Source organism: Paenibacillus sp. J53TS2, from assembly GCF_018403305.1.
Classification (GTDB): Bacteria; Bacillota; Bacilli; order Paenibacillales; family Paenibacillaceae; genus Fontibacillus; species Fontibacillus rhizolycopersici.
Window position 1 is genome coordinate 786,591 of the sequence record NZ_BOSK01000001.1, and the last position, 19,196, is coordinate 805,786.

The following is a 19,196-nucleotide window of genomic DNA, read 5'->3' on the forward strand; positions in this document are numbered from 1 at the left end:
TCTACTCCTCCTTCCGATTAGGCTTCTTGACCAACCGTTTCGTCCACAATGCCCAGCTCTTCCTTGACCCAATCATAACCTTCGGCCTCCAGGCGTTCGGCTAGCTCAGGACCGCCGGATTTCACGATGCGACCTTGCATCATGACGTGAACGAAGTCCGGTTTGATATAGTTTAACAAGCGTTGGTAGTGGGTAATAATCAGGAAACCACGGTCTTCGCTGCGCATGGAGTTCACCCCATTGGCTACGATCCGCAAGGCGTCGATGTCGAGACCAGAGTCGATTTCATCCAAAACAACGATCTTCGGATCCAGCAGCAGCATTTGCAAAATCTCATTCCGTTTCTTCTCGCCGCCGGAGAAACCTTCATTCAAATAACGGTGCGCGAACTCTGGATTCATCTCCAGCACTTTCATTTGGCCTTCCATTTGGCGAATGAATTTAATCAGGGAAATCTCGTTCCCTTCGTCGCGGCGGGCATTAATTGCACTACGCAAGAAGTCCGAGTTCGTCACGCCTGCGATTTCACTAGGATATTGCATCGCCAGGAACAGACCTGCGCGTGCGCGCTCGTCAACGGCCATCTCCAACACGTCTTCACCGTTCAGCGTCACTTTACCGTCCGTCACTTCAAACTTCGGATGGCCCATTAGCGCAGATGCCAGCGTACTTTTCCCGGTCCCGTTAGGTCCCATGATAGCGTGGATTTCCCCGCCTTTTATCTCAAGATTGATCCCTTTCAGGATCTCCTTCTCCTCGATTGTCGCCTTAAGTCCCTCAACTACAAAATGCGTTGCCATGTAACTGCTCCTTCCATCCACAAATATTAACGTTATTTGCTCAGGGACGCCGCCCTTGTTGTTGCCATTATATCATAACAATTATCACATTAGAATGATTCTAAGTGATTCTCATTGATTCTCATTTCCATTCTAACCTACTTTATTGGCATAAGCAACGTATGCCAGCGGATATAAACCCGTATGCTATACTCTTTGTCACAGACAAGTCGAAATTCCCATTGTTACCCAAAGTAAAAGGACCCGGCCCTTGCTTACGGCCAAGCCCTTGTGGAAATGCCTCACTTGTATGAACTTGTAACAAAGCAGGGTTAACCCAAATAGGCCCGGAGCATCCACATCTGCTTCTCAAGACTGCCAACGTAGCCGGTCAACAGATCGCTGGTGGCATGATCCTCGGCCTTGTCAGCCAGCGCAATCCCTTCGTTGTACGCCTCGGTCAAGGTTGCTAAATCCTCAAGCACGTGCTGCACCATTGCCTGCGGCTCCTCCTTACCGCCCGCCTCCTGGATGGTGGCAAGTTCCAAGTACTCCTTCAGCGTTGCTGCCGGGTTCCATTTTAGCGTCAGCATCCGTTCAGCGACGGCATCCATTTGCTCAGAAACTTCATTATATAATTCTTCAAATTTGGCATGCAGTCGAAAAAAGTCGCTCCCTTTCACATACCAATGATAGTTGTGCAATTTCACATAAAGCACATTCAAGTTGGCGACCTGTTCGTTCAACAGTTGCTCCAGGCTCGATTTCTTCGTTTTTCCTGTAGATTTCGTTTCCGAATTGGCCATCCTCATCCCTGCTTTCTATATAGAATAAGATGTCATTATCTTACCCGAATTCAAGTTAAGCGAAACAGAAAGATGGTGGACATCCAGTTTACGTTCCGCCTGTTTGCTGCGGCAAACGCTTTCTTTCGGTTTCCAGCAATGCTCAGTGTTTTTTTCATGAATTTGGACTATGATTGTTGTATTAGTGGTGCTATGATTATTTGGGTATTTTCAACATAAAAGGATAACACGCAATATTTGGGGGAATTATGGACAATCACACTGGTCAACATCATGAGGAAGAATTGGGTTACTTGTTCAACGTCGAAATTCTGATCAAGGGCACGACGAACCCGTTGGCATTGCAAGCGCTGCTGAAGCTGCTAAACGGCAGCTCAGACATCATAGATTTCCGCATTAATTCCGGAATAGAGTTGGGACAAATCATTGAATCGACCTTAGCTTCCCGCAAGCAGTCCCGTATTGATAAAGCCAGAGTCGCCTCAACCAAGAATAGCGCCAAACAGACGCCACAGCCTCCGGCTGCGGCCGAGAAGAAGAAAAACGAACCGGCTGCCCCGGCTTCAGGCAACTTCAAGGATATTGCGGCCAGCGAGGAATTCCAGGCTTGGATTCAAGGCTACATCACCGGGAACAAGTTGGTCCGGCTGTATGTCAACCGAAACGGGAAGCGGACGAGCATTCCCTGCCGAATTCTGAATTTCCTTCCGGAAACCTACGCTCTAAACGTATACCACGTCGACGAGAAGCAGGTCTATACGCTAAAACTGAGCGAAGTCATCGACTTTCTGGATACTTAAACGGTTCACCGGATCATGTCAAAGGGCTGACGTTTCCTGCCAAGCAGGATTCGCCAGCCCTTTTGATTTCGACACTCAAATCAGGCGGGTTCTTTAAGCCCCCGCCCGAGAAGTACCCTTCCAGGCCTCAAGTGCAAGCAGCAACCAACCTCCCAGAAAAGCTACGCCGCCAAGCGGCGTCACCGGACCAAGCCATCGGAAGTCCAATGTGGATAGCCCGTATAAACTGCCCGAAAATAGAATCACACCGATCAGAAACAATCTTCCGCTCCACAACAGGCGCCGGGATTCTCCCCATTTTCCGGAAAACAAAGCGGCCACAAGCATCGCAATGCCATGGATCATCTGGTAATGAACCCCGGTCTCGAAAGTCCCAATGGCCGACTCGCCGATCCGTTCCTTCAGGATATGAGCGCCGAACGCTCCAAACGCCACGGCTAGAAGCATGACAATGGCACCGATTCCCGCATATTTTCGCTGCACGATCGCATTTCGCCCCTCTCTGAGTATGTCCACCGTTTTCATGTCCATCATACCGCAGAGCTTCGTCTATTTTCCACTGCAATCCCTCCTCCCCAAAAATGTCCTTGCAATTTTCGGAAGGATATTTAAAGATGTTCTTGAATAGGTTTACATTACCGTATTAAAGGAGTTTTCAAATGGATTATCGCCAATCAGAGCAAGAACCCGTATCCTCTTACAATGCGCCTTTTGAGCCCGCCTATCGGATGAAGTTCTCCGGACCAGGCATCGCTTCATTCGTCCTCAGCTTACTTGCCGTAATCGGCTATATCGTATCGCTAGCGCTGATTACGTCCACGGTACTAGAGATCATGGACCAGCCAGCAAACGTGATCGCTGAAGACCTGCTGCAGCGAACCGGCGCTTTGCTCGGCATTTTACTGTTTCTCGTATCCGGTTTGTTGGACCTGATCGCACTGATTTTGGGTATTATCGGCCTAGCGGTCAAAAACCGACGTAAAGTGTTTGCGATTTTAGGCACGATTTTCTCAGCGTTATCTTTGTTGATGCTCATCATGTTGTTCGTTTTGGGCAGCCTTACCGCCCCGTAACAGTGGCGGCTTGATGCCGCCGTTTCAAGCCCCAAGCCTCGCGGGTACGGTGACGCGGACTTGGGGCTTTTCCTAGTCTCGTTCTTTTTGTTAGAATAGTGAGAAGTTGCTTTTTTCATCTACTAAGAATTCGTATCAACTAACCAAGGAGACTGCTTATGTCTAATGTGAAAATTTTCGCGGATAGTACCTCGGACCTTCCAGCCGGTTGGGCCGAACGGCATGAGATCGGACTGGTCCCGCTTTGCGTCGTATTCGGTGATGAGACGTTCCGGGACGGCATCGACATTACCCCGCCCGATATCTATCGCCGGGTGGAGGCCGAGGGAAATCTGCCTAAGACAACGGCTCCGTCCCCGAAAGACTTTATGGATGCCTTTGGCCCTTATATCGATCAAGGACGGGACATCGTGTATATCAGCTTGTCCTCCAAGCTCTCGTCCACTTACCAGAACGCGCAAATCGCTGCCGCGGAATTTCCCGAGGGCCGGATCCATGTCGTTGATTCCCTTACCCTATGCAGCGGTATTGGATTGCTCGTTATGAAGGCCGTGCAGCTTGCCGAGAAGGGCTTTGAAGCCGCGGAAATCGCCGGACAAGTCGCCGCGATGCGCCCTCAGGTGGAGACCCAATTCGTTATCGATACGCTGGAATATTTGTATAAAGGCGGACGCTGCTCCGGGATGCAAAATTTCATCGGCAGTCTGCTGCAAATCCGGCCGGTGCTGAAGCTTGTGGACGGAAACATCATCCCGGCTTACAAGGTTCGGGGCCGCAAGGAGAAAGCCGTGCAGCAAATGCTCGACAACGCCCTGGCCGATAAGGATAAAATGGATCAGGATTTAATCCTGGTCGCTCATACCCTTGCCGAGGAAGAAGCGCAGCGGCTGGCCGTCATCCTGCGGGAACAGACCGGTGCGCGCAAAGTCGCCATTGCGGAAGCTGGTTGCGTCATATCGAGCCACTGCGGACCGCACACGGTCGCAATCATGTATACAAGAAAACAACCGGCTTCCTAAGTCCCATAGATAACCAATGAACTTTTAGGAGGATTCATATGGGTTCCATCAAAATTTTTGCGGACAGTACCTGCGATCTCCCTGCGGATTGGATTACGCAGTACGACATCGGCATCGTGCCGCTGTACGTCACGTTCTCGGAACAGACTTATAAGGATGGCGTCGATTTGACGGTGCCTGAGCTGTACCGGAAAGTCGACGAAACGGGCAAGCTACCGAAGACGGCAGCACCTTCCCCTGCGGACTTTATACAGGCGTTTACGCCTTTTGCCCAGGAAGGCCAGAGAATCCTATATATCAGCTTGTCTTCAGAACTATCCTCGACTTACCAGAACGCGCTGATCGCCGCAGAGGAGTTTACCGAAGGTACGGTTACCGTGTTTGATTCCCTGAACTTATCGACCGGCATCGGTCTTCAGGTCATGAAAGCCGTCGGGGCCGCGTCGGAGGGAAAGAGCGTGGAAGAAATCGTTCGCTTGCTGACCGCCGTACGTTCGCAGGTCGAGACCGAATTTGTTATCGATTCGCTGGACTATCTCTATAAAGGCGGACGCTGCTCCGGGATGCAAAACATCGTCGGCAGCCTGCTGAGAATACGCCCCGTCATTAAGGTTGAGGACGGAAAAATGACCCCAGCTTACAAGATCCGCGGAAGCCGCGAAAAAGCGTTAGATCAGCTTCTAAACAACGCGCTTAGCCGCCTGCCCGAGATGGATAACGACCTTATCTTCGTCACCCATTCCTTGGCGGACGAAGACGCAATCATGCTGAAGGAAGCGTTGGAGGCCAAAACAAACGCCCGACTCGTCGCGGTATCTAATGCCGGTTGCGTCATTTCCAGCCACTGCGGCGCCAAAACGATCGGCATCTTATATACGAAGAAGCTCGCCTAACGAACGCACTAGGAGAAAAGGGAAGGCAAGGGACATTCGCCCCTCGCCTTCCCTTTCTTGCGCTTACGGCTAACAACACCCTTATCGCCGCTTATAGCTCACCCGCGAACGGTACTGCTGCGGGGCGCGTGCCGGATAGCGTACCGGCAGAGAGAACATATGCACCAGCTTCGTGAACGGGATCGAGGCGAACAGCAGAAAGGCCGTCAACACATGCAACTGAAACAACAGCGGCACCGTATCCATCAGATGATAATCGGGATGGAACGCAAGCAGGCTGCGGAACCAAGGGCCGATCGTCGTACGATATTCATAAGCCACCACGGTCGTATTGTAAACGATTGTCATATACGTCCCGTTGGCAGCGACGATCAGCAGCAGGACGACGGCGAAGTAATCGGCAAAGCCGGCATGGGCCCGAACGCGCCGGTTCAGGATTTTGCGAATCAATAGCAGGACGAGCCCTAATACCACCATAAGGCCTGCCAGCCCGCCGCCGACGATCGCGAAGAAATGATACGTTTCATCGTGAACGCCTAGGGCGTGATAAACGCTTCGCGGGATCAACACACCCATCACATGGCCAACGAAAGCGAAGACGATGCCGTAATGAAACACCGTCGACCCGACCCGCAGCCATTTTTTCTCGAAAATTTCCGTCGAGGGAGCCGCCCAGCTCGCCTGCCGGAAGGCAAACCGGTACAGCAAGCCGAGAATCAACACCGTCAATGCGATGTAGGGATAGACTACCCACCAGAATAATCCGGTCATTGCGGTTTTCCTCCATTCATTCAGTTGCACATTTTGAATTGCGTCGGATCCGTCCCCGTGCGGGCTGTCCCATCCATTCCGTAAAGAATCGGGTAAGGAAGTTCGTCCAGGTCGGCTTGCTCCCGCTTTGCTTCCAATCGGCGGATGTCCTCTTCCGAGGGCTCGCCGAATACCTCTTCCATCAGGTAGGCGAACACCTCACGGTAAGGGCTGTCCTCCGGGAGATGATCGGCAACGCGCTTCGTCGCCACGGCCAGCCGCAGATCCAGTGCCCGTACGTGGACATGATCCGGGCGCATCGCCAGCAGCTCGTACAGCAGCGGCATATAATCGGCCAGTTCGCCAGCCGCCGCCACAAATCCGGCATCGCCGATAATGTGCTTCAACAGAATCAATGCAGCCCCCCGTTCGCGGCTGTCACCAAGCTCGTGCGCGGTGAGATAAAGCCCGGTTTTTTCCTTCCAATCAAAGGTCCAGACGTACTTCTCTCGCAGCTCCCGGAGGGGGAGGGACTGCAAAGGCCGAATTACCGTTTCCAATCGGCTCCTCAACGTAAGATCCTCCACTTCCGATACCGCCTCAGCCGTCTCCCTCAGGATCTCCGGATAAACGTCGTCAGGGTATCCAAGCAATTTGGCGGCGACGACCAATCCGATGCGTTTTGCTTCCATGGCTTCCACCATATCGATCTATTCCCCCTTGGCAAAATACTGCGACATAAAGCCATCCTCCGATGTAATTCCCTCCAGGCTGCAAGCGCCTTGGCGATAATGTAATCCGGCTTCCCCGATCATTTCCCGCCGCGCGGTCGGAATGACAAACCGTTCGTTATGCTTGGCGACGGCAAACAGACGGGCCATCTCCTCGATTTCCTCCACGGTTGTTCCCGCTTCCTCCAGCAATCGGCTGCGTCTCAGCTCGTCCAACCCTCCGACGGCGCGATCGCGCATCATTACGCGCATGGCCGTCATTTTCAACAAAACCTTCCGAACTACTTTCGTATCCCCCGCCGTCAGTAAGGAAGCCAAATATTCCACCGGAATCCGCATTTGATCCACCGCCGGGATATACATGTCCGTCTGCAGCTCATCTTCCTCGATGTGGTTCATGATCGGGCTGAGCGGCGGCACGTACCAAACCATAGGCAGCGTCCGGTATTCGGGATGAAGCGGGAGCGCGACCTTCCATTTCATCGCCATTTTATAAATAGGTGAACGCTGAGCGGCATCGATCCACGCATCCGTGATTCCCGTTCTTCTCGCTTCCTTAATGACTTCGGGATCGTTAGGATCGAGGAATACGCCCAACTGCGCTTCATACAGCTCCTGCGGATCCTCCACGGCTGCGGCGGCTTTGACCCGGTCCGCATCATACATCACAACGCCGATGTAACGGATCCGTCCGACACATGTCTCGGAGCAGATCGTCGAGAGTCCGGCCTCCGTGCGCGGATAGCAGAAATTGCACTTCTCCGCCTTATGCGTGTTCCAGTTGTAATACACCTTGTGGTAAGGGCAACCGTTCATGCAAAACCGCCAGCCGCGGCAGGCTTCCTGGTCGACGAGCACGATGCCGTCCTCGTCCCTCTTGTAAAGAGCACCGGACGGACAAGAGGCAACGCAGGACGGATTGAGACAATGCTCGCAAATCCGTGGGAGGTACATCATAAACGTCTTCTCGTATTCTAACGCGATGTGCTCTTGCAGCTTCTTCACGTTAGGGTCCATCGGGACGATTTCGCTGCCCCCGGCCAGATCATCGTCCCAGTTGGGGCCCCATGTCGGCTTGTCCATGTATTCGCCCGTAATCATGGATACCGGCCGTCCGACCGGCAGGTTCTTGCGTTTCGGGCTATGGAGCAGGCTGTCGTAATCGTACGTCCAAGGCTCGTAGAAGTTGTCCAGATCGGCCATGTCCGGATTGTAAAAAATATTCGCCAGCTTCGCGATCGGCCCGCCGGCCCGCAGCGACAGCTTGCCGCCGCGCAGTACCCAGCCGCCCTTGTATTTCCGCGAATCTTCCCATTCCTTCGGATATCCCGGTCCCGGCCGGGTCTCCACGTTGTTGTACCACATATACTCCGTGCCGGGGCGGTTGGTCCAGGTGTTCTTACAGGTGACCGAGCAGGTATGGCAGCCGATGCACTTGTCGAGGTTCATCACCATCGCGACCTGTGTTTTAATCCTCAAGCCAATTTACCTCCTTCAGCGGACGGATGATCGTCATCGTATCCCGTTGATTTCCTGTCGGCCCGTAATAATTGAAGCCGTAACTAAGCTGCGCGTAGCCGCCGATCATATGCGTCGGCTTGAGCGTAATGCGGGTCACGCTGTTGTGCGTGCCGCCCCGCTGCTTGGTGATTGAGGTGCCGGGCACGCCAAGCGTACGGTCTTGGGCATGGTACATATAAGCGATTCCCTCGGGAATCCGGTACGTCAGCACCGCCCGCGCCGCCACGACCCCGTTCCGGTTATATACCTCGATCCAGTCGTTGTCCTTTATGCCGATCGAGGCTCCATCCTTCTCGTTTAGCCATACGACCTGCCAGCCGCGGAACAACGTTGACATCTGGTTCGTATCGGTAAACATCGTATGGATACCCCACTTCTGGTGGGGGGTCAAATAACGGATCGTCAGCGATTTCCCGTTCCCCGGCACCTCCCGTTCCCCTTTCAGGAAAGGAACATGCTCCAGCGGCGGCAAATACAACGGCAGTGCCTCCCCGAAATCAAGGATCATTTCATGATCGAGATAGAAGCTTTGCCGACCGGTTAACGTCCGCCACGGAATGTTGTATTCAGTGTTCAACGTAAACGGGGAATACCGGCGGTTGTCCTTCTCCAGCCCGCTCCAAACGGGTGCAGAAATGGCTTGGCGCGGCTGGGCCGTGATATCGAACAAGGTAAAAGCTTCCTCTTCCCTTGGTTTGGCGATGTCCGCAAGCTGCTTCCCCGTCTTCTTCTCCATGTCGCGCCAACCTTCGACCGCACGTTCTCCGTTCGTCGCCCCCGACATCAACAGGATGGCTTCGATCGCTTGGCGATCATCGTACAAATCCGGCTGGCCTTTGCCAATGCCCTCCCGTTTGGAGATCCCGAGTCGTTCCTTCAGCTGCTTATACACCCGTTCACCTGGGATCTTGACCGCTTTGGAACTATACCCCTTCTCGATGTTCGGACCCAACGTGATCATCTTCCCATAGACATTCGGGTAGTCGCGCTTGACGATGAGGAAATGCGGCATGCTCTTGCCGGGAATCGCTTCAATTTCTCCTTTCCGCCAATCCTTGATCTTCCCGTGCACCTGAGCTACTTCATCCGGGCTGTCATGCCCGAGCGGCGTCATCATGACGTCCTCACAAGCGGGAAGATGCTTCTCGGCCAACTCCGAGAACGTCTTGGCGATTTCACGGAAAGCATCCCAATCGCTTTTACTCTGCCATGGAGGAGAGATCGCCGGGTTAAACGGGTGGATAAACGGATGCATGTCCGTGCTGCTCAGATCATGCTTCTCGTACCAGGTCGCCGCAGGCAACACGATGTCCGAGAACAGTCCGGAGCTCGTCATACGGAAGTCCAAGCTGACGAAGAGATCAGTCTTGCCCTCCGGCGGCATATCGTCGGTGTGCACGTCCTTCGGTCGCCAGGACTGGGATGGGTCGGTTAAGACCTGGTTGTCGGCGCCGATCAGATGCTTGGCGAAATACTCATGTCCCTTGCCGCTGTCACCCAGCAGATTGGAACGCCAGTTAAAGAACACGTGCGGGAAGTTACGCGGATCGTTCGGATGCTCGATCGCAAAGTCCAGCTCGCCGTCCTTGACCATTCGAGCAACCTCCTGGACGGCTTCCCGGTCATCCGTCAGGCCCTTCTCGCGCAACTGCTTCGCCACTTCCAGCGAGTTCTGGCTGAACTGCGGGAACGACGGCAGCCAGCCGAGCCTTGCGGCCATCGCATTGACGTCGGCCGGGTGCTGTTTGCTATAGCGGCCTCCCCATGGCGTAACCTGCTCTTCGTTTACCGGAGCTTCGTACCGGAACTGCTCTGTGGCGAAATAAAAAAACGACGTGCCGTTTTGCAGCCGAGGCGGGCGAATCCAGTCGCCGGCAAAGGCAATTTGCTGCCAGCCTTCCAGCGGCCGCACCTTTTCCTGGCCGACATAGTGAGCCCAGCCGCCGCCGTTTACCCCCTGCGCGCCGGTTAATAACACCAGGTTCAAGATGGCACGGTAGATTTGGTCGCTATGGTACCAATGGTTGGTCCCCCCGCCCATCGCGATCATCGAACGGCCCCCCGTCTTGGCGGCATTGTCGGCGAACTCACGCGCGACCTGAATACAATGCGATTTCTTCACCCCGGTAATCGCTTCTTGCCAGGCCGGCGTATACGGCTTCTTATCATCGTAGTCGGTTGGATAGTCGCCGGGCAGCCCCCGAGGAACGCCGACATGAGCCATCATTAGGTCGTATACGGTCGCCACCTTCAGGGTCTCGCCTGACGGGGTTTGCAGGTGCTTGACCGGCACGCCTCGCTGCACGGTTTGCCCTTCTTGTTCCGCGAAATAAGGAAAATCGACCAGAGCAACCTCATCCGCGCCCTCAAGAAAACTCAGCTGCGGATCGATGCGTGTGCCGTCCGGCTTGTCCAGATCCAGATTCCATCGGCTGTCTTGATCCCAGCGGAAGCCTTGGCTGCCATTTGGCACTTCCGGTTTCCCTGTAGCGGCGTCCCAGAGCACCGTCTTCCAATCGGCCAGCTCCTGGTCGTCGCCGAGATCCGCCGCGCGCAGGAACCGATCCGAGCGGAAGCTTCCGTTTCCCTCTTTCAAGAGGACGAGGAAGGGAAGGTCGGTAAATTTTTTCACATACTCCTTGAAATAAGGGGTCTCTTGATCGACGTAAAATTCCTTCAGAATGACATGCGTCATGGCCATGGCCAGCGCGGCGTCCGTGCCTACTCTAGCCGGCAGCCAGATATCGGCAAATTTCTCGTATTCCGAATAATCCGGACTCACGCCGACGACCTTGGTCCCGTTGTAGCGGGCCTCCACCATAAAATGAGCGTCAGGGGAACGGGTCTGCGGGATGTTAGTGCCCCAAATAATAAAGTATTTCGTATTGTACCAATCTCCGCTCTCCGGCACATCCGTCTGATCCCCCCACACCTGCGGGGAAGCCGGCGGGAGATCGGCGTACCAGTCATAGAAGCTCAGTATCGTTCCGCCGATCAGCGAGAGGAACCGAGTTCCTGCCGCATAGCTGACCATCGACATTGCCGGAATCGGGCTGAAGCCAACCACGCGGTCAGGCCCGTACTGGCGGATCGTATGAATGGTTGCAGCCGCGATCATTTGGCAGGCGACATCCCAATCCGCGCGGACGAAACCACCCTTGCCCCGCGCCTTAACATAGCGGGCGCGTTTCTTCGGATCGTCCACGATATTCTTCCAGGCGATCACCGGATCCTTAACGGCCGCCATCTCCTCGCGCCACATCTCATATAGATCCCCGCGGATGTACGGGTACTTCACCCGCAGCGGGCTGTAAGTGTACCAGGAGAAGCTGGCTCCCCGCGGGCAACCCCGCGGTTCGTATTCCGGAAAGTCCGCGCCCGTCGTTGGGTAATCGGTCTTCTGCGTCTCCCACGTAATGATGCCATCCTTCACGAACACGTTCCAGCTGCAGGAGCCCGTGCAGTTGACACCATGTGTGGAGCGAACGACCTTGTCATGCTGCCACCGGCCGCGATACAAGCTCTCCCAATCCCGGCCGCGGGGGCTTTCCTCGGTCCAGCCGTCATTGATGCGCTCCCCGCGCCGCAAATATTTCAAAGACTCGAACAGCTTGTTCTGCTTATCGCCCACTTAACTATCTCCCTTCTGATCAAATGCCGTTTGCGAAACCGGATTAAACCGCTCACCGGTCAGCTTGAACGCGCCCTCTCCGGCACGCAGCTCTTCTGCGAACACGCTCCAGACGGGGGCATTGCAGGCGGCCAGGATCAAGCGCTGCAGCTCGTCCGGCTGATGGATGGAAGCGATCTTCGCCTCGACATCGGCCTCCGGCACTCCGAATCGCATCTGCAGCACCGCAAGTAGATCTTCCCGGTCCTGTCTAACGATTAACTCAAGCTCGCGTGCTTCCTCCAACTTCCGTCAACTCCTCTTATAGTAATCCGCGATCAATGCCTGTTTGACTCGTTCGGCGGCTTCCCGCAGGAATCCCCTGATTCGTTCGTCATCGTGCTCGATCCAATCCCAAGGAATCACGCCGCTTTCCAGACGTTCAAACCGCTCGCCGTAGCGCACGCGAACGGCAACGCCCCGTTCATGGAGCTGCGCTCCCGCCTTGACGTCATAAGGGTGCAAACCCAAGCGCGCGAGCTCATCCGTCAAACGGGAGTAAAGCCGCGGCTCAGCTGCGCGGAGCGGTTTATCCGGCAGCAAATCCGTCAATTTCGGGGCCGGAAGATGCGTCATGACGTACCGCCTCCATTTCTTTTTCCACCATGTCTTCTTCATACCGGTTATGCAGCTGGTCAACCAGGATTAGCGCTTGAAAGCGGTAGACCACTTGATCCCCGACCTCTCCCCGCTCCAAGCAATCCCTAATTTCGGCCACCAGTTCCCGTAGCAGTTGATGATCCCGGGTTAAAGCGGTGATGACATCCTTCAGCTGCGGCTTCAGTTCGAGCGCCTCGACGTACAGCCCTTCTTCCTCGCTCTGTGCGTGTTGAAGCGTGCGCGATTCCCAATGCTCCACGGCGATCCAGGCGATATCCAGCGCCTTCTCCGTTTCACCTCGGCTCAAACAGCGCGCGAGCAGCTCCGTGAGTTCCTTGGCCTCTTCCAACACCGCTTCATGAATCAATGCATGGCTGTCCACATTTCTTAAGGAGGGTCCCGATCTCATGTTTTCACACCCCTTTTATGGCTAATTTTTACTAGGGTTCGCTTTAAAATTCCGAATTATACCACTTTTTGGGCAGAAAAAAGCCCGAAGCCTCGCTTTAACGCAAGGCTCCCGGCAATATCATGCATGCATATTCAAAGTAACGTTCCTCCCATGAATCCGTTCGGTCAGCGGCCGAAGCACATATCCCGGCTTCTTAAACCCTTCTAACTTCGATTCGGCTTAACGGGAGCCTCCGCTTTTTTCCAACTTTAATGTTTCCAAACCGGCGTAAGCTCCCTCACATATCGCCCCTCCCCGTGAATATACTTTATTTACATCCACAAATATAGCGTTCCGGGAAATCCCGATATGGAGGTGTTCATCTATGCCAACGCCTGATCGATATAACTTTGTCGTCTCCAAAGAGGATTGGTCGCTGCATCGCAAAGGGTATCAGGATCAACAGCGTCACCAGGAGAAAGTGCGGGAGGTCATCAAGCAGAATCTGCCTGACCTCGTCACCGAAGAAAATATCATTATGTCGGACGGCAAGCAGATCATTAAGGTTCCCCTCCGCAATTTGGAAGAGTACCGCTTTATCCATAACTACCAAAAACATAAGCATGTCGGCCAAGGTGACGGAAGCAGCGAAGTAGGGGATGTGCTTGGCCAGGACAGTCCCAAGGACAACGGAAAAGGCGGGAAAGGCGGCAAGGCCGGCGATCAACCTGGCTATGATTACGTGGAGGCCGAGATCAGCATCGAAGAGTTGGAGGATATGCTGTTCGATGAGATGGAACTGCCCTACATCCAGGAGAAAGACAAAGAAGAAATGGAAACCGAATCGATTCGTTTTAACGATATCCGCAAAAAAGGCCTGATGTCCAACATCGATAAGAAACGTACCATTCTGGAGAACTTGCGCCGGAACGCAACTGCCGGCACCCCTGGCATCCACGGCATTTCGCCGGATGATCTCCGCTACAAAACGTGGGAGGAGATCATTGTTCCCCGCTCCAACGCGGTCATTCTGGCGATGATGGATACGTCGGGTTCGATGGGCGCATTCGAGAAATATTGCGCACGCAGCTTCTTCTTCTGGATGACCCGGTTTTTGCGGCGTCAGTACGAGAAGGTGGAGATCGTCTTTCTGGCGCATCATACCGAAGCGAAGGAGGTCAGCGAAGAGGAGTTTTTCACCCGGGGGGAAAGCGGCGGTACCATCTGCTCTTCGGTTTATCAAAAAGCGCTGGAGATCATCGATTCCCGTTATTCGCCGTCCAGCTACAATATCTATCCGTTCCACTTCTCCGACGGTGATAACCTGACCTCCGACAACGAGCGCTGCGTCAAGCTGATCGGTGAACTGATGAAGCGCAGCAACCTGTTTGGGTACGGGGAGGTCAACCAGTACAACCGCGGCAGCACCTTGATGTCCGCTTACCGGACGATCAAGCAGGAGAAATTCATGTATTACGTCATTAAGGAAAAGGGCGAGGTTTATAACGCGTTAAAGCGGTTTTTCCACAAGCGCGAAGGGGGTGCGGCCAGTTGAGCAGCGAAATGGAACAGCTCGAATACGCCATCGCGGAAATCATGGAAATCGCCGACTCCTTCGGGCTTGATTATTATCCGATGCGGTACGAAATTTGCCCCGCCGATATCATCTATACGTTTGGCGCCTACGGCATGCCAACCCGCTTCTCGCACTGGAGCTTCGGCAAAACATTTAACAAGATGAAGATGCAATACGATTTTGGATTAAGCAAAATCTACGAGCTCGTCATCAACTCGAACCCGTGTTACGCCTTTTTGTTGGAAGGCAATTCGCTGATCCAGAACAAACTGATCGTTGCCCACGTGCTGGCACATTGCGATTTCTTCAAAAACAACATGCGATTCTCCGCGACCAACCGGGATATGGTGGAGAGCATGTCTGCGACCGCCGAGCGAATCAGCCGATATGAATTGGCTTATGGCGCCAGTACCGTGGAAAGCTTTATCGACGCCGTGCTCGCGGTCCAGGAGCATGTAGACCCGCAGTTGATCAAACCAATGCGGTACGACAAACGCCGACAAATGGAGGAGAAGCTTCGCCGGGCCAAGGACGGACGGTATGGGCAGGTGAAGGAGGGCGCCTACGACGATCTGTGGTCGCTGGACGAGAATCCGAGCGGACGCTCGGCGGAAGCCAAAGAAAAAGCCGTCCAATTTCCGCCCGAGCCGGAGAAAGATCTCGTTTGGTTTATACAGGAATACTCGGAAGCGCTGGAGGATTGGCAGCGGGATATCATGAGCATGCTGCGCGAAGAAATGTTGTATTTCTGGCCGCAGATGGAAACGAAGATCATGAACGAGGGCTGGGCTTCCTACTGGCATCAGCGCATTATCCGCGAACTCGACCTCACCAGCGACGAAACGGTCGAATTCGCCAAGCTGAACTCCTCGGTCGTCCAGCCGTCGCGGCAAAGCTTGAACCCGTATTACCTCGGGCTCAAGATCTTCGAGGACATCGAACGCCGCTGGGATCACCCGACCGAAGAGGAACGCCGCCGCTTTGGCCGCGAGCCCGGGCAAGGCCGGGAGAAAATCTTCGAAGTGCGCGAGCTCGACTCCGACACTTCGTTCCTCCGCAGCTATTTGACCAAAGAACTCGTCCGCGACCTGGATTTGTACATTTTCGAGAAGCAAGGCCCGGAGTGGAAAATCACCGACAAAACCTGGGAGCATATCCGCGACCAGCTGGTCGCCTCCCGCGTGAACGGAGGCTCCCCGTACATCGTCGTCCAGGACGGCGACTACCTGCGCTCCGGCGAGCTGCTGCTGAAGCATCAGTATGAGGGGCTTGAGCTGGACCTGAAATACCTGGAGCACACGCTCCCCCACGTTTACAAGCTGTGGGGCCGCCCCGTACACCTGGAGACGGTGGTGGAAGAGAAGCGCGCGATGTTCTCCTATGACGGGCAGAAGCATGTGAGGAAGATGATTTGAGTTAGATCACCTTCAGGCTGAAATAGAAATCACTTTGACCTTGATCCAGGAACCATTCGCAATGGATGCGGTACAGGTAGGTACCTGTCACTTGAGGAACCTTATAAGGGTCATTGAGGGCTCCGCCTTCCGGGTCCGTCCCCGTTAGCGTGAATTCCTTGATGCCCTCTGGAGCCTCGGTATCGATCGGAGCGCCTCCCGGAACAACGGCTGCCTTTAGTTCGGGGAGGCTGGCATCCACGCTGACGCAGCTGCCTTCGCTGCTAAGGACTGGCGAGCACCAAGAGTAACTGGCCCGGGCAACCTCGATGGCGGTTCCTTGTACGGTAACGGTGGGCGAGGGTGGGGTGCCTGCGATGACCCATTTGGAATGAATGGTTTGCTGGATGTCAGATGGATCCACAGGCTCGTTCTGCCGTAAGCCAACCGAATAACCCGCCCAGAAGGTACACGCTACTATCGCAAGTGCAACTACGGTTAACATGAGTTTGTTACCCTTTTCCATGGAATCCTCCCGCATTTGTTTCTTATAATAACGTTGCCGATGAGTTGGATGTTTCAATACAAAAGTAGAGCCGCCTCGATCCTATCGATCAGGCGGCTCTTGTTCTGCATGCGGAACCCGTCAGGACAGCAAGGCGATGACCAGCAGCTCGTAAAGCACCAGCGTCAAAATCAACTCGTCGCTTGGACTAGGGCCCCAAAAAGGTGCGCCAAAGGCCCGCTGGCCCCCGTGCCGTGGAACGGCCAAATGCATCATCCCGCCTTGGCAGCTGACGATCCGGCCGACATGCACATGACCGTCCATCGTCTCAATACGGACTCTTTGATTGACATGCTGACGGCAGATACCTTGCACTCGGTCGCGGATCGATCGCAAATGCTGCGCGGATTGCGGGTCCGCCTGATAAACGATGCGTTGTTGAGGGTGCCCCCATGGTTGAACACTCATTCGTTATTCGCCTCCAAGGTTTCAAGTTCAAGTTATCGTATGCGGATACCTAGAGGGCGGTGAGGCGGGACGATGGGGAAATCGGAATTCGAACGGCCTTCTCGCTCCAAATTAACGGTAGAAAATCCAGTTAAACTCGATACGTCGGTTGGAGACGCGCTGGGCATAGCAAATAACGCAAAAAAAGGGGAGGGTTTCCCCTCCACCTTAACTTTTTCAACTTATTACCGGTTTAACAAACTGCCCACATATCGCAGCAGCTCGTTGGCGCAAACCGGGCAGTAGCCATGCTCGTCGATCAGCCGCTTGCTGACCTCGTTGATGCGTTTGAGTTGGTTTTCGTCCGGCGTTTTGGTCGAGGTCGTGATCTTCACGATGTCCTTGAGATCGGCGAACAGCTTCTTCTCGATCGCTTCCCGCAGCCGGTCGTGGTGATTATATTCGAATTTCCGCCCTTTGCGCGAGTACGCGGAGATGCGGATCAGGATTTCCTCTCTGAACGCCTTTTTGGCGTTTTCCGAGATGCCGATTTGCTCTTCGATCGAGCGCATCAGCCGCTCGTCGGGATCCATCTCCTCATCGGTGAGCGGATCGCGGATTTTCGTCCAGTTGCAGAACGCCTCGATATTGTCGAGGTAGTTCTCGAACAAGGTGCGCGCCGATTCCTCGAACGAGTAAACGAACGCTTTTTGTACTTCTTTTTTGGCGAGCTCATCATATTCCTTACGGGCAATGCTGATAAAGTTCAGGTAGCGCTCGCGTTCTTCCTTCGTGATCGAAGCATGCTGGTCCAGGCCGTCCTTAATGGCCCGCAAAATATCCAAGGCGCCCATGCAATGCAAATCCTGCTTGATTAGCGCGCTGGAAATCCGGTTGATGACATACCGCGGATCGACGCCGGACATGCCCTCCTCCAGGTACTCGTTTTGCAGCTCCTTCAAATCGGCGTCTTTGTAGCCCTCGACCTCTTCGCCGTCGTAGAGGCGCATTTTTTTCACCAGATCGACGCCTTGCTTCTTCGTCTCCTTCAACCGGGTCAAGATGGAGAAGATCGCTGCCGCCCTCAGGGCATGCGGGGCAATATGGATGTGACTCATATCGCTTTGGCCGATCAGCTTGGCGTAAATTTTCTCCTCTTGCGACACCTTGAGGTTATAGGGAATCGGCATGACGATCATCCGCGACTGCAACGCTTCGTTTTTCTTATTCGCGATAAAAGATTTATACTCCGCTTCGTTGGTATGCGCGATGATCAGCTCATCCGCCGAGATCAACGCGAACCGCCCCGCCTTGAAATTCCCCTCCTGCGTCAGAGACAGCAGGTTCCACAGAAACTTCTCATCACATTTCAACATTTCCTGGAACTCCATCAGACCGCGGTTGGCTTTGTTCAGCTCGCCGTCAAAGCGGTACGCCCTTGGATCGGATTCCGACCCGTATTCCGTGATCGTGGAAAAATCGATGCTGCCGGTTAAATCGGCGATATCCTGCGACTTCGGATCCGACGGGCTGAATGTGCCGATCCCAATGCGGTCGTCTTCGGACAAGAGCACCCGCTCGACCTTGACGTTCTCGATGTCGCCGCCGTATTCCGTCTTCAGCCTCATTTGGCAAATCGGGCATAAATTGCCTTCGATCCGGACACCCAGCGTTCGTTCCACGTCCGGACGGAGCTCATGCGGAACCAGGTGAAGTGGGTCCTCATGCATCGGGCAACCCGCGATCGCGTACACCGCCCCTTTATCGGTCCGAGAAAACTTCTCGAGTCCGCGCTTCAGCAGCGTAACCAGCGTCGATTTGCCCCCGCTCACCGGTCCCATCAGCAGCAAGATCCGCTTGCGCACGTCGAGCCGGCGGGCGGCGGAGTGAAAGTACTCCTCGACCAGCTTTTCGACGGCCCGATCGAGCCCGAAGATTTCTTGTTCAAAAAATTTATACCTTTTCCTGCCATCATCCTCTTCTATGCCATAGGACTTAATCATTTCATAAACCCGGGCATGGGCGGTCATCGCCGGCGAAGGGTCTTTGGCCAACAGTTCGACATAATCTTTAAATGTGCCGCTCCACGACAAGGAGTCGCTTTCCGCCCGGTAAGCCGCTAAACGCTCAAAAATGTCCATGTTAGGTACCTCCTGTACTCCCGCTTTGGGGGTTCTCCCGCGTCCCCGATCTTTAGAACTTGCCTGACCAGTGTATGGAGCTTCCACGATAAAAAGTGTA

Annotated in this window: 19 protein-coding genes; 6 read left to right on the forward strand and 13 right to left on the reverse strand. The window is 54.3% G+C overall.

Features of this window, described 5'->3' with window-relative positions:
- Positions 1–17 precede the first annotated feature (17 nt).
- Complete coding sequence (gene sufC / locus KJS42_RS03740; protein ID WP_213621989.1) at positions 18–800, reverse strand: Fe-S cluster assembly ATPase SufC; 783 nt, start codon at positions 798–800, stop codon at positions 18–20.
- 311 nt (positions 801–1,111) lie between these two features.
- The gene (locus KJS42_RS03745; RefSeq protein ID WP_213621990.1) at positions 1,112–1,585 is read right to left on the reverse strand and encodes a Dps family protein; all 474 of its coding nucleotides are present in this window, start codon (positions 1,583–1,585) and stop codon (positions 1,112–1,114) included.
- 248 nt (positions 1,586–1,833) lie between these two features.
- Here KJS42_RS03745 and KJS42_RS03750 point away from each other — a divergent pair, with 248 nt between their 5' ends.
- Positions 1,834–2,385, forward strand: a complete 552-nt coding sequence (locus KJS42_RS03750) for a hypothetical protein (RefSeq protein ID WP_155607113.1) — start codon at positions 1,834–1,836, stop codon at positions 2,383–2,385.
- Positions 2,386–2,478: 93 nt separating this feature from the next.
- Here KJS42_RS03750 and KJS42_RS03755 read toward each other — a convergent pair whose 3' ends face one another.
- A complete protein-coding gene (locus tag KJS42_RS03755) occupies positions 2,479–2,919 on the reverse strand; it encodes a DUF423 domain-containing protein (protein WP_418888794.1) in 441 nt (146 codons plus the stop codon).
- A gap of 125 nt (positions 2,920–3,044) precedes the next feature.
- Here KJS42_RS03755 and KJS42_RS03760 point away from each other — a divergent pair, with 125 nt between their 5' ends.
- From KJS42_RS03760 to KJS42_RS03770, 3 genes are all read left to right on the forward strand, one after another.
- Positions 3,045–3,458, forward strand: coding sequence for a hypothetical protein (locus KJS42_RS03760; protein WP_155607112.1), 414 nt, complete (start codon positions 3,045–3,047; stop codon positions 3,456–3,458).
- 158 nt (positions 3,459–3,616) lie between these two features.
- Positions 3,617–4,477 (forward strand): DegV family protein, encoded by an 861-nt coding sequence (locus tag KJS42_RS03765; RefSeq protein WP_193418288.1) that lies wholly within the window; start codon positions 3,617–3,619, stop codon positions 4,475–4,477.
- Positions 4,478–4,515: 38 nt separating this feature from the next.
- Positions 4,516–5,370 carry a DegV family protein gene (locus KJS42_RS03770; RefSeq protein ID WP_155607110.1) on the forward strand — a complete coding sequence of 285 codons (855 nt, stop codon included), beginning with the start codon at positions 4,516–4,518 and terminating at the stop codon, positions 5,368–5,370.
- An 81-nt stretch (positions 5,371–5,451) separates the two neighbouring features.
- Here KJS42_RS03770 and narI read toward each other — a convergent pair whose 3' ends face one another.
- From narI to KJS42_RS03805, 7 genes are read right to left on the reverse strand one after another with little or no spacing between them, the layout of a single operon-like run.
- Positions 5,452–6,141, reverse strand: coding sequence for a respiratory nitrate reductase subunit gamma (gene narI / locus KJS42_RS03775; RefSeq protein ID WP_155607109.1), 690 nt, complete (start codon positions 6,139–6,141; stop codon positions 5,452–5,454).
- A gap of 20 nt (positions 6,142–6,161) precedes the next feature.
- Complete coding sequence (narJ, locus tag KJS42_RS03780) at positions 6,162–6,824, reverse strand: nitrate reductase molybdenum cofactor assembly chaperone (protein ID WP_244868368.1); 663 nt, start codon at positions 6,822–6,824, stop codon at positions 6,162–6,164.
- 6 nt (positions 6,825–6,830) lie between these two features.
- Positions 6,831–8,330, reverse strand: a complete 1,500-nt coding sequence (gene narH / locus KJS42_RS03785) for a nitrate reductase subunit beta (RefSeq protein ID WP_213621991.1) — start codon at positions 8,328–8,330, stop codon at positions 6,831–6,833.
- A complete protein-coding gene (locus KJS42_RS03790) occupies positions 8,320–12,003 on the reverse strand; it encodes a nitrate reductase subunit alpha (RefSeq protein WP_213621992.1) in 3,684 nt (1,227 codons plus the stop codon). The genes narH and KJS42_RS03790 overlap by 11 nt, the downstream gene beginning before the upstream one ends.
- Positions 12,004–12,288 (reverse strand): hypothetical protein, encoded by a 285-nt coding sequence (locus KJS42_RS03795; RefSeq protein ID WP_155607107.1) that lies wholly within the window; start codon positions 12,286–12,288, stop codon positions 12,004–12,006.
- Positions 12,289–12,294: 6 nt separating this feature from the next.
- Positions 12,295–12,618 carry a hypothetical protein gene (locus KJS42_RS03800; protein WP_155607106.1) on the reverse strand — a complete coding sequence of 108 codons (324 nt, stop codon included), beginning with the start codon at positions 12,616–12,618 and terminating at the stop codon, positions 12,295–12,297.
- On the reverse strand, positions 12,572–13,051 hold the full coding sequence (locus KJS42_RS03805) for a hemerythrin domain-containing protein (RefSeq protein WP_213621993.1): 480 nt from the start codon (positions 13,049–13,051) through the stop codon (positions 12,572–12,574). Before KJS42_RS03805 ends, KJS42_RS03800 begins: the two co-directional genes overlap by 47 nt.
- A 367-nt stretch (positions 13,052–13,418) precedes the next feature.
- Between KJS42_RS03805 and yhbH the strand changes: the two genes are divergently transcribed.
- Both yhbH and KJS42_RS03815 read left to right on the forward strand, forming a co-directional pair.
- A complete protein-coding gene (gene yhbH, locus KJS42_RS03810) occupies positions 13,419–14,588 on the forward strand; it encodes a sporulation protein YhbH (protein WP_155607104.1) in 1,170 nt (389 codons plus the stop codon).
- Positions 14,589–14,596: 8 nt separating this feature from the next.
- Positions 14,597–16,024: a SpoVR family protein gene (locus tag KJS42_RS03815; RefSeq protein ID WP_167521245.1), complete on the forward strand. Its 1,428-nt coding sequence runs from the start codon at positions 14,597–14,599 to the stop codon at positions 16,022–16,024.
- A 1-nt stretch (position 16,025) separates the two neighbouring features.
- On the opposite strand, the gene KJS42_RS03820 is transcribed toward KJS42_RS03815, so the two are convergent.
- The 3 genes from KJS42_RS03820 to KJS42_RS03830 all read right to left on the reverse strand — a co-directional run bounded on the left by KJS42_RS03820 (position 16,026) and on the right by KJS42_RS03830 (position 19,096).
- Positions 16,026–16,529: a hypothetical protein gene (locus KJS42_RS03820; protein WP_213621994.1), complete on the reverse strand. Its 504-nt coding sequence runs from the start codon at positions 16,527–16,529 to the stop codon at positions 16,026–16,028.
- A 120-nt stretch (positions 16,530–16,649) separates the two neighbouring features.
- Positions 16,650–16,976, reverse strand: coding sequence for a hypothetical protein (locus KJS42_RS03825; RefSeq protein WP_213621995.1), 327 nt, complete (start codon positions 16,974–16,976; stop codon positions 16,650–16,652).
- A gap of 224 nt (positions 16,977–17,200) precedes the next feature.
- Entirely contained in the window at positions 17,201–19,096 is a 1,896-nt protein-coding gene (locus tag KJS42_RS03830) for a PrkA family serine protein kinase (RefSeq protein ID WP_155607100.1), read from the reverse strand.
- Between the last annotated feature and the right edge of the window lie 100 nt (positions 19,097–19,196).

Coding starts and splice junctions, on each gene's coding strand:
- sufC (WP_213621989.1), bottom strand. CDS start 800: ATGGCAACGCATTTTGTAGTTGAGGGACTTAAGGCGACAATCGAGGAG.
- KJS42_RS03745 (WP_213621990.1), bottom strand. CDS start 1,585: ATGGCCAATTCGGAAACGAAATCTACAGGAAAAACGAAGAAATCGAGC.
- KJS42_RS03750 (WP_155607113.1), top strand. CDS start 1,834: ATGGACAATCACACTGGTCAACATCATGAGGAAGAATTGGGTTACTTG.
- KJS42_RS03755 (WP_418888794.1), bottom strand. CDS start 2,919: ATGATGGACATGAAAACGGTGGACATACTCAGAGAGGGGCGAAATGCG.
- KJS42_RS03760 (WP_155607112.1), top strand. CDS start 3,045: ATGGATTATCGCCAATCAGAGCAAGAACCCGTATCCTCTTACAATGCG.
- KJS42_RS03765 (WP_193418288.1), top strand. CDS start 3,617: ATGTCTAATGTGAAAATTTTCGCGGATAGTACCTCGGACCTTCCAGCC.
- KJS42_RS03770 (WP_155607110.1), top strand. CDS start 4,516: ATGGGTTCCATCAAAATTTTTGCGGACAGTACCTGCGATCTCCCTGCG.
- narI (WP_155607109.1), bottom strand. CDS start 6,141: ATGACCGGATTATTCTGGTGGGTAGTCTATCCCTACATCGCATTGACG.
- narJ (WP_244868368.1), bottom strand. CDS start 6,824: ATGGTGGAAGCCATGGAAGCAAAACGCATCGGATTGGTCGTCGCCGCC.
- KJS42_RS03800 (WP_155607106.1), bottom strand. CDS start 12,618: ATGACGCATCTTCCGGCCCCGAAATTGACGGATTTGCTGCCGGATAAA.
- KJS42_RS03805 (WP_213621993.1), bottom strand. CDS start 13,051: ATGAGATCGGGACCCTCCTTAAGAAATGTGGACAGCCATGCATTGATT.
- yhbH (WP_155607104.1), top strand. CDS start 13,419: ATGCCAACGCCTGATCGATATAACTTTGTCGTCTCCAAAGAGGATTGG.
- KJS42_RS03815 (WP_167521245.1), top strand. CDS start 14,597: ATGGAACAGCTCGAATACGCCATCGCGGAAATCATGGAAATCGCCGAC.
- KJS42_RS03820 (WP_213621994.1), bottom strand. CDS start 16,529: ATGGAAAAGGGTAACAAACTCATGTTAACCGTAGTTGCACTTGCGATA.
- KJS42_RS03825 (WP_213621995.1), bottom strand. CDS start 16,976: ATGAGTGTTCAACCATGGGGGCACCCTCAACAACGCATCGTTTATCAG.
- KJS42_RS03830 (WP_155607100.1), bottom strand. CDS start 19,096: ATGGACATTTTTGAGCGTTTAGCGGCTTACCGGGCGGAAAGCGACTCC.